This window comes from Anaerobiospirillum succiniciproducens DSM 6400 (assembly GCF_000482845.1).
Classification (GTDB): Bacteria; Pseudomonadota; Gammaproteobacteria; order Enterobacterales; family Succinivibrionaceae; genus Anaerobiospirillum; species Anaerobiospirillum succiniciproducens.
The window spans coordinates 1-15,433 of sequence record NZ_AXWV01000084.1 but is presented as its reverse complement, the minus strand read 5'-3'; the positions used below and the strand labels follow the sequence as shown (position 1 = coordinate 15,433).

The following is a 15,433-nucleotide window of genomic DNA, read 5'->3' as shown; positions in this document are numbered from 1 at the left end:
ATTCAAGCCTCCTCCAATTTCAGTAATCCACTCATCGACTATTGTACCACTGCTAAGTGCCCAAATCTGCATGGACTCAAGTTGACGCTCTAAATCTTGCTTTTGCCCCTTGCTACTGACTCTACAATAGACAACTGTATTTCTATGCTCAGCTTTAACGCCCATCACTGCGCGCAAGTCTGAATCATCAAAATACCTATGTCCAGAAGGCAGGCGTTTACTAGCTATTTTACCTTCTGCCTCCCAACGTCGGATCGTAGCTGGGGTACGGCGTACCAATTTAGCAAATTGTCCAATCTTATATGTGCTCATAATAAATGTATATTAACACATTTATCTATATTTTTCAAAACTGTTAATTGCTCTAGTGAGCCTCAGCCCATGTATCTCCAACACCAATGCCAACCTTGAGCGGGACTTTAAGTGTATAAACATTCTCCATAATGGAGGTAACCTTTTGTGTAAAGTCCTCAACAAAGTCTTCTCGAACTTCAAAGAGTAGCTCATCATGCACTTGTAAAGTTAGACGCACAGCATCCTTTTCTAAGGTATCAATATACTTTTGTACCTCGATCATGGCCTTTTTGATGATGTCGGCAGCACCTCCTTGCATAGGAGCATTGATAGCGGCTCTTTCAGCAGCTCTAAGAGCAACGCCTGTACTCTTGATGCCCGGAATCATTACTCTAAAGCCAGAGAGAGTAGGGGTGTAACCAGTCTCTTTAGCCTCACTAATGATGCTTTCCATCAGAGACTTGATGCGTGGATAACGAGTAAAGTAAGTCTCGATGTAGGCCTTGGCCTCTTTAGAGGACATGCCAGTTTGCTTAGCTAAGCCGTGAGAGGACATACCGTACATGAGACCAAAGTTGGTGGCCTTTGCATGGCTACGCTCATCATCGGTGATTTCATCAACACTCTTGCCAAGTACTTCTGATGCTGTGAAGCGGTGAATATCCAGATTGCTATTAAACGCACGAATAAGACCTGGATCATCTGAGAAGTGGGCAATAAGTCTTAACTCAATTTGTGAGTAGTCGGCAGAAACAAGCTTATAACCTTGTGGGGCGGTGAAGGCAGTACGAATTTGCTTGCCCTCTTTGCCTCGGGACGGGATATTTTGCAAGTTAGGATCAGAGCTTGATAAGCGACCAGTTACAGTTCCTGCAAGGTTAAAGACAGTGTGAATACGGCCAGTACGCTTAGAGATATAGGTAGGCAGCTTATCAAGATAGGTTGAGATAAGCTTGCTTAAAGCACGATAACGCTGAATCAAACCAACAATTTCAAACTCGTAGCTAATGTCGCTTAATACATCATCTGCAGTTGAGTAGGTAGGATTGCCATCTTTATCCATCTTAATGGACTTACGAGGATAAGGAATGCTTAAGTTCTCAAAGAGTATACGGCCAAGTTGTTTTGGCGAATTGATGTTAAAGGTCTCGCCTGCAATGTCATAGATGTCCCTCTCTAAAACATGCAGACTTGATTTTAAAGTACGTGACTGATTATTAAGCTCGGTACTATCTAAGTAAGCGCCTGAGCGCTCCATGAGATATAGAACTTCATTTACTTGGCAATCGAGCTCACAAAGTCTTTGACCATCTGTTAGCTCATTAATTTCATCCTTGAGCTTTTCATACAGACGGTAAGTAATATGGGCATTCTGACAGGCATAGTCTTTAAAAGTGCTGATATCTAAGGATTGAATCGCATCAGACTTCTTGTCTTTTACATCATTAATCTCAAGCGGGGTATATTTTAAGTACTGCTCGCTCAGTAGTCTTAGATCAGCCTTTAAAGATGAGTCGAGAATATGAGACATAATGATAGGGTCAGCGCCTATGCCTTTTACCTCTATGCCATTAAAGAATAAGCATAGACGTGCCTCTTTGCTGTTAAAAGAAACTTTTTTAACTTTCTCGTCATTAAAGACAGGGCCGAGAACCTTTTTAATATCATCTAGCTTGAGCTGCTCTTGAGCCATTAAATAATTATGGCTTAGAGGAATGTAGTAGGCCTCTTGAGCACTACAGCACAAGGAGACGCCCACAATAATGGCATCGCTTGGCTGTACCTCATTGGTACAAATTTCAAAGGCAAAGTAATCAGCTTGAGTAAGCTTTTCTTTAATATCTTCAAGCTCACTTAAAGAATAGATAACCTTAAAGATATCTTTATAGTCATCAATATTTTCACGACGACGTGAAGAAGTGCCTGATAGTGCAGCATCTTCTTTTAAAACTTGAGGGCCTAGGATATTAGATGTGTCGTCATTGCAACTTGAGGAGCTCTCACCAATGACCATTTGGCCAGAGTTTTCAAGCATCTTAAGGGCATCTGCACCAGTGGCAGTAGATCCCATAGTGCCAGTGAGTCCTTCGGACTCTTTCTTTTTGATCTGCTCATCAGCAAAACGATGGAACTCTAAACGCTCAAACAGCTCGATTAGTGCGTCGTGATTGTCTTTAGGTAAAACAAGCTCATCAATTCCAATAGGAAGCGGCACATCAGTTTTGATGGTAGCAAGCTTGTAGCTAAGTTCAATATTGTCCCATTGCTCTAAGAAACGCTCTTTAAAAGAAGCAGCTCCTCTAAATGACAGATTCTTAACTTCATCGATCTTCTCTTTAACTTCATAAATGCCGCCCATAGCATTTAATAGAGCGCTAGCTGTTTTATCGCCAACGCCTTTCATGCCTGGAATGTTGTCGGCACTATCGCCTTTTAAGGCGAGCAAATCGATGATGAGATGAGGAGGAACACCATACTTTTCGTACACCTGAGCAGCGTCGAAATGGATATTCTTCATCGTGTCTAAGAGCTCAATATCGTCATTAACGAGCTGAGCTAAGTCTTTATCGCCTGTGCAAATAACGACTTTATAACCAAGCTTCACGCCCTCAAGCGCATAAGAGCCTAAAACATCATCAGCCTCAACACCAGGTACTGAAACAAGTGGGATGCCCAATGCTTTAACTAAGTTATTGACTGGCTCAATTTGTTTACGCAGATCATCAGGCATCGGTGGACGTGTTGCCTTGTACTCAGAGTACATCTCATTGCGAAAACTTGGGCCTTTAGCGTCAAAGACAGCAATAACCTTTTGGTTTTTGAAATCGTTGAGGAGGCTGCGGAACATTCTGGTGATTAAATATACCGCACCAGTTGGAAATCCATCTTTGGTTGAGAATGATTGGCGGGCTGCGAAGTAAGCGCGAAAGAGGAAGGATGATCCATCAATCAGGATCAATTGCTTGGAGTCAGACATAGTACTTTAGAGCCCTTGTGTTTAAATTCATCTCATGCCGATTGCTGATATCTCAACTACGGTCAAGATGCTAAGGCTCCAATATGCCTGTGTCATTACGCTTATTGCGATACAGAACTAATCGGCTCATTTCCCGATTGCACAATGTACGTAGTATGAGTTGCTTGCCTTAACCCATACCACTCTTGCACAGTCGGGAAACTAACTGTAACTACTTGCCTAAAAGCCTGACGTTTAGCGTCCTATACCCATGGCTTTGTAGACACATCATCCACAGCTATGTATATATTAGGATATGATGAGAAAAAATGAAACTTATCTGACGAAAAAAAACGATGAATGTTGCAAATTTCATCTGTTTATGGTGTAAAATCGCGGCACATCTAAATATAAGTTTAGATACCGGTACAAGTCGCAATAGCGACATCTTGGGTGGCAGACAAGAGTATCGGCCTCTTTGTAAGTCAGTATGTATGGCTATTGCGTTTAACTATCTAAGCACAGATAGTACAGGGCAATAGGCCTCTAATGCTGTAACTTAGTATCAGGACAGGCATGTTTTGCATGGTCTAGTCGATTGATAAAAACAATAGAGGCATCTGAAACATATAATCACATAAGACGCTCAAAGCGGCGGATCTCTTTGAGTCTGTAAAGCTTAACGTGTACATTACTCGATTGTGTACAGTGATTATTTTCAGATAAGATGCTTAAGTTGATGTAGCCGCTCAGGCCCTCCATCTTGCTCTACATAGTGCTGCAAGAGTTATTTAGGCAGCATCAGTCAATCGAACGTCTCCATGGCATCTAAGCTAGATGCACTTTTATAGAACATTCTAAGTCCCATCTTTGTTATTGCGTGCACTTTAGATAGCTGAAGTTATACATGCTGATAATTAAGCAGTGCTGTACTTGCTGCATGTCTCTACGAGAGAGTGCAACAATAGGCACCTAAACGCTAAGCGCCATGCTTTCACATTTTTAGATAAGCCATCTATTATGACTGAGCGTATAGAGTGGGAGTAGGCGGTATTTGAGTAATAATTATGTTGCAAAATAACTATCCATTACGTCGACTGTTCTTGCTGCACATCTTCATCATTGTTTTAAGTAACTACACAGTGCAGATTCCAATCACTATTTTGGGCATCGAAACTACCGTAGGTACTTTCACCTTCCCATTTGTCTTTGTAACTACTGACCTGACTGTACGTCTGTATGGCCCTCAATTAGCACGTAAAGTAATCTTTGTTGCTATGTTACCAGCCTTAGTTGCATCGTATATCGTGGGCACTATTTTTGAGTTTGGTGAGTATCAGGGCTTTGCTGCCTTAGGCACTTTCTCAATCTTTGTATTCCGTATTGCAGCAGCATCTTTTGGTGCTTACCTGTTAGGTCAGATTACCGATATTCTCGTATTCCAAAGATTACGTAAGTTAAAGCAGTGGTGGGCCGCTCCTGCAGCATCATCAGTCTTTGGTAACCTGCTTGATACTTTTGCTTTCTTCTCCATTGCTTTCTACCAGTGTGTAGATCCATACATGGCTGCAAACTGGGTGTCTTTAGCCTGGGTTGATTATGCCGTTAAGCTGATCGTATGCCTGGCTATCTTTGTGCCAATCTACGGTATGTTCTTAGCCTTCTTATCTAAATACGTCTTTCGCCGTCCGTTAGGCGCCGAGGGTATCTTAAGCTAAGCCAAGCTTCCAAAACGCTTCAAATAAAAGGCCCCAGTAAGCTACAAAGCTACCGGGGCTTTTTATTTTTCAATTTCTAAGGCGTTACCTATACCACCTAAACAGCGCAGGCCTATACAAAAATAATCATGCTACATGCAAGCTATGGAGGCCACTGCCATCAAGTGCAAACATGCTTAAATGTATGTCTCCATTTACATTGTTATAGCCAATGGGCCTGATGTTTTGGTTACTTTAGGTCAAACTGATGGCCTGTCATGCTATTAATTTGGCGGAACATAGTTTTAAACATAAGAGGCACACTATCTTTACCGCGCTTTTGCATGGCTTCGCTAACTAAGATGGCCATGCCTGGTTTGGTCTTCTTTTTGATGGCGTGGTCGATGACTTTATTCATGTTTAAGCTTTGTCGCTGCAGTTCTTGTTCATTAAGAGCACCAAAGATAGCATTAGTAGCCTTGCCTGTAGAGCGCTCGTATTGCTTGACTCTATTATGGTCAAGTTCATTCATCATGACTTCATCGGCCATGGCTTTGATCTTAAGTAGCGCCTCCTTATTGTCATGTGCATAGCTAGCAGACAAGAGCTCTGAAATATCAGCAGAGTCAGTATTAGCAGTGCTAGAAGGACTGTCTTGAGCACTTGATGCCTCATTTAATAAAGAGCGTGGGCGCTCATTGAGGCTTTGCTGAGCGAGATTTTGATCAAGCTCCTTATCAGTATAGGTAAGCTCTTGCTCCTCTTGATCTGCAATAGCTATTGGCTCTATGGTAGCTTCGTATACCTCATTTTCTGTTGAGTAAGTCTCAGCCTCAGCCTCATCTTCATGAGCAGGGGCTACATATGAGGAGCTAGCTTTGTAATGTTGATGTGATTTTTGGCGTTCGAACTTTCTCAGGCGCGAGGCAAAGCGTTGTTTATTCGTGTTAGCAATACCTGAAAGAATGCCGCATACAGCCTTAATAGCTTTAAGCATACGACTTTGCTTAGCAGTAAAGTTATGCCCTGGACGAGGCATATCTTCAACTAATGATCGCAGATACTTATAGAGCATTTGCACATCATTAACTGTTAGGTCTTTGATATCAAAGACATGGGCATTTTTACCTTTGCCCTGGGTTTTGCCACGGTGAATCACGTTTTGCAGCAATTGCGTATGGTTGCCAAAGTTGACATTGGCAATGCTTGCAATAATGCTATCTAAATTATGGTTTTGGGGTGGACGAGGTCTTTGGTTATTGCCATGCTTAGGTACTGAGATGCTTCTTGAGACACTTGATGCTTTAGCGTTAGCATAGTGCTCCTTGCGATAAGGATCTGGGGATGCTTGCTCTAAATTACTAGCAGCAGTGTCTGCAATCTGTTCATAAGGCTGACCGCCATTGGCCATAGCTATAATCTCGGCAAAACCAAGCTTATCCATAATAGACTGCATCTGTCTTTCAGAGACTTGTTTGGTAGTTATGCCAGCAGCTTTTTGATATACATCAGCAAAACCAGAAGCGTACAGATAGTGTTCGATATCCACATGCGGCATGACGGACAAGTGCTCTTTGAGGTGACGTGCTCCAGTAAACTCACGCACTGTAGAGGCATAGTGCTGTCCTGCCGTATCACCATCAGTTAAGACATGGAAAGCAATACCAAGCTGTCTAGCAAGCTTAATGAGTGGGGTAAGACCGCATTGAGCAAACTCAATGAGCTTGATGCCATTGCAGCCTAGGTTAATGCCAAGTACAGATGCTATTTCATTGAGCATCCAAACTTCAGTTTCACCTTCTACCAAGATCCAACAACGTGCAAAAACAGATGCGGGTCGACTCATACGCACATGGAAAGAGATCTTGCGTTCATCATCTGCACTGAAGGCTCTATCTCTAACTTTGTAACAACGTACGTCATAGTATTGTTTACACAGACGACGTAGGTTGTGCAGTGATATAGCAGAAATCAGCTGTGACGAGTTGGTAGTTACGATCTTCTGAATAGGTAATACTTGCAGTATCGACCAGAAGTTGAGCAGTAAAGTAGGGTGGAAGCGGCTTTCAATATCTTCAAGGATCATAATTGGTCTGGCGTATTCGTCAAACTCTCTTTCTCCTTTAGACATTAATAAAGCTCCAGCAATGATCGATAGCAAAAACTTAGTGCTCGAAGGCTTGCTATCGGCAATGGCATTCTTTAACGAGCTAAGCGATGCTACTGAAACTGGATGACTAACAATCTCGCGAGCTGTGCGCGGGTGATTGTGCACAGTTTTGTTGTAAATCTGTGTAGAACTTTGATAGTTGGTTAAATACTTGGACGCAATAGTATTGAGGACAGTTAAAGCCTCATTTACCTCATTAGAGGTGAGTCCGCCTTCCTCTTCGATGGAGGAGAACAGCTCAGAGATAGTCTGCCTCTCTTTTGAGGAGATTTCATCTTTAAGCTCGTCAAGACATGCCTGCCCTTTAACTGATGCACTAGTAGCAACAAAGGCTCCCTCATGATTGTTAATAAAGCCATGATTAGAACTATCCTTTGGCGCTTGTCCATTGCTATCTCTTATGGCTTGAACTTGCGTTAGGCTAGCTTCTTGAGTTGCACTAGTGGAGGTAATTGAGCTATCTAGCGCATCACATGTCTGCGATGAAGCAGGATCGGATGTATGTTCTGATGAATTTGAAGATTGATTTAGCTCAGATGGATCATAACCAGGAACGATAACATCATCATATGCAGCGCCTTGCTCTTGGCATGAGCAAAAAGGATCATCGATGCTCTCTTTAGTGCTATTGAACATACGACGATCACGCATACGCAACAGTGGATTTAAGGTGATGAGATCGAAGATAGCGTCTTTAGCTTTTTCGATAGTATTACCTTTGCCATCGAGGAGCTCATGCTTAGTAATAAAGCGTGTCTTAGGAATATAAGACTTACTATCGTGCTCTTGAGCTGTTTCATCACATTGTTCAGAGGCGCTGATTCTATAGTGGATGCAGGCTCGGCCATCCTCACTTTCATAAGCAACCGAGCGTAACTTCTCAAAGCGATCAATGCGATTTAGTACGCCATGGCTAGTCTCACAGAAGATAAGATCGATTACGATAGTGTCGGTATCTTCTTGATAGACATCAGAGCTGTAGAAATTGATATCTTCTTGAGCTGTGCGGCGAGCTTCATGATTAAGACTGTCTTCATCAGATAAGAAGTCTTTTGCATGTCTAATCATGTCTGCTGAGCTTTGACGGCGGACACAGTTATGCTGCTCTGAGCCTAGCTTATGGACTCGATAAGATAGCTGATTGAGTCTATTTTGGTTAGTGGCTTGAATAGTTTTATAAAGCTCATGGGTAACAACCGCCGAGATTTCTTGACTATTGCCATCATCACTAGGAATGGCGTAGATAAGATATTTGTATTTTTTATCCTCAACCATTTTCACGTACTGAGCACGCTCATCTAAGTTAAAAATCTGCTTAACTGCTTGAGCAATATGTCTCTCATCATTACTACTAGAATACTTAGCAGCAGATGACTCTAATTCATTGCCACTTGCATCTAAAGATGATTGAGATACACGAGAGTCTGATAGCTCCCCATCAACACTCAGACTAACATCCGCTGTATCGCTTGAAATGACGGTTGAGTTTGATGAACTATTCGGTGCTTTGTTGTCTTTATCAAAGTCAAGTTTAATGGGAACGTACAGATCATCAGAGGAAAATCGGCACAGTCGTTGTGAGCCGCAGCCTAAGATCATGAAAAGAGCGTACAGTAAGGACGACTTACCCCAGGCATTCTCACCGATGAGCACCGAAGTGTCTTTTTCGAAATCTACACTAAGATGACGTATACCGCGAAAGTTGCGGATTTCAGCGCTTTGTAAGTACATACTCACCCCCATTTTCAGGCAGCCATAAGCTAACGTTACCATGTTTTGTAGGGGGCGGTAGGCCTTATCCAGTCAAATCTTGACAGCGATCAAGGTCAAAAGTTTTTACAACGAACAGAATAACAACTACTGTGTTTGCTTGCTAACAAGAGTCTAGCCTAAGCTTGAGCCAGTACCATCATTCATTGCCAATAAGAAAAGTGCATTGACGCAATTAACATAAACTGCAGGCGCAGGTATCTTCCTATCAGTATGCATAAGGGTTTGCCAGCCTGTTTGTGCCTAAGAGGTGGGGGTTGCTAGCCTGTTTGTATTGAGTCTCAAGAGCCTAGTGGTAAGTAGAGGTCTGATTGTTTTAGATGTTGATAGCTTAAAACTTGAGAGATTTGGTAGTGAGCTTTATGGGTTGCAGTACTTTGCGTATTTAAATTTAAACTTAGGCGTAGCGATAGCTGTAGTTTGATGTATGGGAATCTATAGCTATCAAGACAAGAATTTTCGCTCTTCAAGATGAGTCTTTTGCTTGGGGCTATGTGGTGGCACATATGCTCGTATTTTGGAGACATGAAGGTCATTGTATTGTGAGCGAGCATGTCAGTTATAGTTTTTGGTTAAGCTAGAGAAAAGACAGCACAAGATTAAATTGGCGCTTTTTACCAAGAAACTGCAAACTAAAAAGCCACTGCATAGCTTTTATCTAGGCAATGGCTTAGGAAGGAATGATCGCAGCTTTAGGGCTTTATTCAATATTCTGAATTTGCTCGCGCATTTGCTCAATGATTACTTTGAGCTCAACAGCTGTTTGAGTAAGCTCGAGATTGGAAGCCTTTGATGCGATAGTATTACTTTCACGCACGAGTTCTTGCATCATAAAATCAAGGCGCTTACCTGCAGGAGTATAGGCCTCTTGATTGCCATCCCCATTGAGAATCTGTAACAGGCTTTGCAGATGACTTCTTAGGCGGTCGTGTTCTTCGGCTATATCTGCTCTTTGTGCCTGCAGAGCGACTTCATTTTCAAGACGCTCTGGGTCGAGTTCAATATCTAATTTTTCGATCTTATCTTTGATGCGTTGGCGTTCTTGATCAACTAAATGATCAAGATTGTTTTTGACAACATCTAAACGCTCAGAGACTAAAGTAATTTTCTCAAGCAAGATCTCTTTTAAGCGCTCGCCTTCAGACATACGGTGCTGATCAAATGCTTCAATAGCTTTAGATAGACCAGCGATTAAGCTATTGTCAAAGTCTGCGCGTATTTCTTGTGCGATCTCAATACTCTCCGAGCCACTTTGATGGGCTGATGAGAGAATGCCTGGCATGGTTGCTAAGGTAAGGAGATCTAAATTGCCAGAGGTTGTGATGCTTGTACAAGCTTGATGTGCTTTTACCTCAGTGGCGATTTGCTGCAGTGCGTCTATAAGCTCATGCAGGTTTTGCTTATTTAAGGTAAAGCTGCTGTTCTTGTTATGGACAAGCTTGATATTTACATTGACAGAACCACGTTTGACACTTTCTTTGACTAATTTGACGCAATTAAGTTCACTTGCCCCAAGGTCAAAGTTAGAGGTCATGGATACATCGCAAAAGCGGCCATTGACAGCCTTGATGCTAATTTCTAAAAGACCTGCTGCACTTTCAATTGAGGTAGAGGCATATCCTGTCATGCTTTTAATCGTGCTCATCTGTCCAAAACATCTCCATGTAATTCACTTACATTACCATAGCATGTAAAAGTCATCTTGAGCAAAACGCTGATGTAATGCAAGTGCTAGATTGCGAGACGATGATGTCACAAAAGTATCGGATTGTGATATTTGCGCCCATAAACTCAGCTGTTTAACTGAGAGACATATGTACTTGAAAGTACATAATGTATCAGAGCCTTGAGTGCCTAAACTATCCTTTTATCCATTGCTGGTGTTACCGCTTGTGTTTAACAGGCAATTAAGATCTGATTGAGTGCTTTGTGACTTTTAAAATGCGGTAATAACGGCTAAGATCACATAGTTAATTGTTAATTAGATGGCTGATACGAGATCTAGCTGTTTTGTCAGTTAAACACTAGTTTTAATCCATCGCCGCTGTTGCTTTAGTTTTTAGCCTGCTAACAAAGAGAACTATCTGTCTTAGATCTCTGTTCAACAAGTACAGTAGCTTCAATAGTGCTGCTAGATAAAGATGCTAATATTTTGATGCTTAAAGCTATTGATTAAAAAGGCAATGACGCACTGTGGATGTGTACATATGCAGCTATATAGACTTATAAGCGTGCAAATTAGTGTTTTAGCCATAATTAGACAGCATACTTAGATGGGTCTTGTGGGCCTTTGTGACGGTTTACCATGGCAAAGAATATTCTTTTAATCGCCGGTGGCGATAGCTCTGAACATGAGATTTCAATCGTTTCTTCTGCTTATGTAGCAGAGAAGTTACGCAGCAATAGCGATTTTTACCTGCTAAGTGCAGTTTTGCACGATGGCAAGCTGCAGTTTGCCGATGGTGCTGTTGCTTACTTTGCGCTTAAGAATAACCTTATCGTTGAGCGTGTTGATGGCACACAAGAGAGCTATAAGATTGACTGCGTAGTACCATGTCTGCATGGCTTCCCAGGCGAGACTGGTGATTTGCAATCTATGTTAGAGCTCCATGATGTTCCATATATCGGCTGCAAAGCTGAGGCAAGCCGTAACTGCTTTAACAAAGTTACTACCAAGATGTATATGGATGCTTTAAGCATCGAGAATACCCCATCAACCTTCGTTAGCAATTGTGACGAGGCCTCTTTAAAGTGGGCCCATGATGCGTTCTCATCTTTAGGCGGCGATGTTTATGTAAAGGCAGCTAGCCAAGGCTCTTCTATTGGCTGCTACCATGTAACTGATAAAAGTGCGCTTGATAAAGCGATTAAGGATGCTTTAGAGCTGAGCGATTTAGCTTTAATTGAGAAGACCATTGAACATCGTGAGCTTGAGGTAGCTGCTTTTGAATTTAAAGGCGAGCTGCACGTAACTGAGCCAGGTGAGATCTTCATTCCTGATGACAAGTTCTATACTTACGAAGAAAAGTACTCAACCGACAGTCATTCTTCTACAACCATAGAAGCTCAGGATTTAAACCCAATGCAGCGTGAGATGATTAAGAGCATGGCTTTACGTGCATTTAAGGGTTTAAACCTACGTCACCTGTCTAGAATTGATTTCTTCTTGGCTAGTGATGGCAAGATTTATCTAAATGAGATTAATACTTTCCCAGGCATGACACCAATTTCCATGTTCCCTAAGTTAGTTGAGCACAATGGGTTTAAGATGTCTGAATTCTTTGCAGACTGCATATATAGTGCAATAGCTGAAAAGAGCGTCTAGTAATTGTAAAGGCACATAGCTAAAACAGAATAACTTAGGTAAACCTAACCTAAAACAAGGTGCTATGTGCTTTTGGTATGATTCCCAAAATACTTGTAAATAGTCATATATTTAGGCATTTTGTCGGCGTTAAAAGCTTGGCAAAGCTATTATCTAAGTACTTTTCTTTTGGTGCTAGGAATCATACCTTTTATCAAACATCAAAAAGCTGCCATCTTATAAAATTGCCTAAGGCCTTAAGTGGTCATGGTTTGGTGGTAGGCATAGAATAAATTATGAGAGTAGTGCAGAGCACATGGCTAGGCAATCTTTCTAAAGCAAAATAAGAAACATCATCTTCATCTAACTATGTGTGAATATAGGTTTTGCATTGCCGAAGTTCTCTTTTGTACGATCGTATTTAATTACTATTTTCTAGGAGTTTTAACGAAATAACTTTTGCCCAAGATCAAAGTATTGCTTTAGTGTTGGCTCTCACATGGTTAGAGTAAGCTTTAGGTTTAGTTTGTCCTAACTATAAGAAGGAGTTATTTCGTTAAAAATTCTTATTCATCAAAATTTCTTTTTGCCAAGAGCAATGCCTTTTACTGATGTTTTAACATGCCTTTTTTCAAAAAAATAGCGCCAATTGCATTAGTGCTGCTTAATGCCTTAATTATCGGTTATTTTTCTTTAAAAATAACAGGTAGACAGTTACCTACTGATTTTGTTAGGCCTTTTTTGGTATCAACGCTATCTTGGTGGGCTATCTACATTTTATTAAAAGCTCAGTGTAAAAAGACAGCTATTGCTTGGGCTGTAGTCTTAACGATTTTTCAAAGTGTAACAGCAATTTCTTATAGCTATTACCAAAGCATTGATTCGTTCTTTACAGGTGATGACGTGGTAGCTATTGCCCAGTCAAATGTAGAAGAACTCTATGATTTTGCTGAGCATTATATTTTGAATACCGATACCCTGACCTATGGCACTTTATTAGTAGTTCTTAGTTTAATTACTTTAGGTTGCCTAGCTAAATTTGCAAAAGGTAAGGTATTACTTTTTAAAAAGACAGCTTTATTATTTTCTTTATTATTTATAGTTGCCTCATCAGTAATTGTCACTCAATTAAGGCCAGTAAAATACTATCGTTTAATGGTTTCTGATTTAGAAAATAAGATTGCTTCATTTCATGAGATTACAGCCAAGCTTGAGAGTGGTTCTGTTTCTAATGCCAAAAAAGAAGGTACAGGAGAGCTCTACGTGCTCGTGATTGGAGAGTCTTTAAGTCGTGATAATATGGGTGTTTACAACCATTCAATCGACAATACCCCATTCTTATCTGACTTAGCCGCAAAAGATAATACCATTCTGTTTAACAATGCTTATTCGTCATTTGTTAATACTGTTCCATCTGTTACAGCTTCTTTTTCACAAGGAAACATCCATACTGGTTTAACCTTTCCTCAAGGTGAAAACTTGATTTCCATGGCTAAGAAGAGCGGTATTAAAACTCATTGGATCTCAAACCAAGTAAAAAATGGTAATGCAGATACTCCTATCGGTGCAATTTCAAGCCTAGCTGATATTTCTTTCTTTACCACTAACTATGTTTTTGATGGCTCTTATTCTCAAAAGCCTGATATGGTATTAATTCCTCACTTAGAAAAACTTAGTCAGGAATTAGATAGCTCTAAGAATAATTTTGTAATTGTTCATATTATGGGTAATCACTCACCATACTATAATCGTGTGCCAAGTGACTATCCTAAAATCAAGATCAATAAATCATCTCAAATTGGCAGATTGGTATTAGACGCAGAGCTCTTTAGTACTACCTTTAATGAGGCAACTAATTATGATCATTACTTAACTGCTGTGAAATATAATGACGAGTTCATGGCTAAGTTATATGATATTTTTGCAAATCGTCCAGATTTTCAAGCCTTTGTCTATTACTCAGACCATGCTGAAGCAGTGCACTATGTAGGTGTACTAGATGAGAAAGCCAAGAGCGCCCCTGTAGGTCGTCACAATGTAGCTCAATTCTCCTATGCAATGAGTAGAATTCCTTTCATTGTCAATGTGTCAGATAGTTTTAAGAGTAAATATTCATCCACCTTTAATGCTTTAAATGACAATAAAAATGAAATCGTAACTAACGATACCCTTTACGATTTTATGCTTGATTTAATGCAAGTTAAAAGTGAGGCTATTAATTACAAACTATCTGCTGCTAACCCTGAATTTGACATGGGCAATGTAGATGGCATTAAGTTATTATCTGATAAGCAAGTATCTTTAGACCCAGAGTATATTGCTAATGTTACTGCTCTTGATCCTATAGTAGATCGTGTATTTATTAGAAGTTCTAATGCTTTATTTAAGGCTAATAGTCTGTTAGCTAAAGGTTATAAAGGCCTGCATATTAATACTATAGTCAAGGGCAATAAACTTTATGTAAAAGCTTTAGCTAAGTTTAATGATGACTTTATTAGCGTTGATGAATATTTAAAAGAGCTTTCTTATCAGGATGCAACAGTCTTAGTATCTTTGGATAAAGATGTAAATGCTGATCTGTTAAAGCCATACTTATCAGATAAGCGTGTTGTCTTCTTTGTGCAGGATAAAGAACAATATGTAGTGCTGAAAAGTTCTGGTTGTGAGAATTTAGTATTGCAAGCTGACGCAAATGTGCTAGAGGGGCTTGATATTAAAACCTACACCAAGATTTGTGTTGACTATAATCTGTTCAAAGCTAATCTTGATAAGCTCCAGCCTTGGCTTGATAGAGCAAAAGAGCACAATATAGATGCTCTTTATATCATCTCCAATGAGCTTAGTGTTCAGGAGAAAAATGCTGTTGATACATTAAAGGCTGTACCAGATTTTATTAAATTAATTGTTAACTATGACAACGCCTTTAACTCAGACTTTTAAGCTGTTGTCTGCTTTTTACAACATCACCAAACTTTGTGTTGATAGCTTGTAAAATCCAAAAGGCCCTTCAATATGCTTAAGGGCCTTTTTGAAGTTAATATTTCCATGATCAAGCTTTTATCGTAGAGTACTGTGTCCTATCTTAAATAAGATGTTTAAGGATTAATGCTTTAGTTGTAGGTTTGTTTCAAGACTTAGCACGAGGCATTGGTTTTTAGTTTGTATGGCCCTGTACTTTTGTCGTACTTATAATGTTGTAAGATTGTGCCTCAAGTTTGGTTTCAAGCTGATTTAAAGGGCAC

Annotated in this window: 7 protein-coding genes; 3 read left to right on the top strand and 4 right to left on the bottom strand. The window is 40.4% G+C overall.

The features are described from left to right. Together H524_RS17355 and polA are read right to left on the bottom strand one after the other, a co-directional pair. Nucleotides 1-312 (bottom strand): MerR family DNA-binding transcriptional regulator (locus H524_RS17355; protein WP_044122029.1); only part of this gene is annotated, 312 nt, incomplete at its 3' end. A gap of 52 nt (nt 313-364) precedes the next feature. Further along, entirely contained in the window at nt 365-3,271 is a 2,907-nt protein-coding gene (gene polA, locus H524_RS0110350; protein ID WP_044122028.1) for a DNA polymerase I, read from the bottom strand. A gap of 1,046 nt (nt 3,272-4,317) precedes the next feature. Here polA and H524_RS0110340 point away from each other — a divergent pair. Then, a complete protein-coding gene (locus H524_RS0110340; RefSeq protein ID WP_044122026.1) occupies nt 4,318-4,968 on the top strand; it encodes a 7-cyano-7-deazaguanine/7-aminomethyl-7-deazaguanine transporter in 651 nt (216 codons plus the stop codon). A 229-nt stretch (nt 4,969-5,197) separates the two neighbouring features. On the opposite strand, the gene H524_RS0110335 is transcribed toward H524_RS0110340, so the two are convergent. Together H524_RS0110335 and H524_RS0110330 are read right to left on the bottom strand one after the other, a co-directional pair. Then, entirely contained in the window at nt 5,198-8,848 is a 3,651-nt protein-coding gene (locus H524_RS0110335; RefSeq protein WP_027940164.1) for a DUF2813 domain-containing protein, read from the bottom strand. Between the two features lie 739 nt (nt 8,849-9,587). After that, nucleotides 9,588-10,514 carry a YicC/YloC family endoribonuclease gene (locus tag H524_RS0110330; protein WP_027940163.1) on the bottom strand — a complete coding sequence of 309 codons (927 nt, stop codon included), beginning with the start codon at nt 10,512-10,514 and terminating at the stop codon, nt 9,588-9,590. A 678-nt stretch (nt 10,515-11,192) separates the two neighbouring features. Here H524_RS0110330 and H524_RS0110325 point away from each other — a divergent pair. Beyond that, the gene (locus H524_RS0110325) at nt 11,193-12,212 is read left to right on the top strand and encodes a D-alanine--D-alanine ligase (protein ID WP_027940162.1); all 1,020 of its coding nucleotides are present in this window, start codon (nt 11,193-11,195) and stop codon (nt 12,210-12,212) included. A gap of 600 nt (nt 12,213-12,812) precedes the next feature. Beyond that, entirely contained in the window at nt 12,813-15,131 is a 2,319-nt protein-coding gene (locus tag H524_RS0110320; protein WP_027940161.1) for a phosphoethanolamine transferase, read from the top strand. Nucleotides 15,132-15,433 lie beyond the last annotated feature (302 nt).

Bases quoted from the DNA above. Each gene is read 5' to 3' on its own strand.
- polA (WP_044122028.1), bottom strand. From the start codon at position 3,271: ATGTCTGACTCCAAGCAATTGATCCTGATTGATGGATCATCCTTCCTC.
- H524_RS0110340 (WP_044122026.1), top strand. From the start codon at position 4,318: ATGTTGCAAAATAACTATCCATTACGTCGACTGTTCTTGCTGCACATC.
- H524_RS0110335 (WP_027940164.1), bottom strand. From the start codon at position 8,848: ATGTACTTACAAAGCGCTGAAATCCGCAACTTTCGCGGTATACGTCAT.
- H524_RS0110330 (WP_027940163.1), bottom strand. From the start codon at position 10,514: ATGACAGGATATGCCTCTACCTCAATTGAAAGTGCAGCAGGTCTTTTA.
- H524_RS0110325 (WP_027940162.1), top strand. From the start codon at position 11,193: ATGGCAAAGAATATTCTTTTAATCGCCGGTGGCGATAGCTCTGAACAT.
- H524_RS0110320 (WP_027940161.1), top strand. From the start codon at position 12,813: ATGCCTTTTTTCAAAAAAATAGCGCCAATTGCATTAGTGCTGCTTAAT.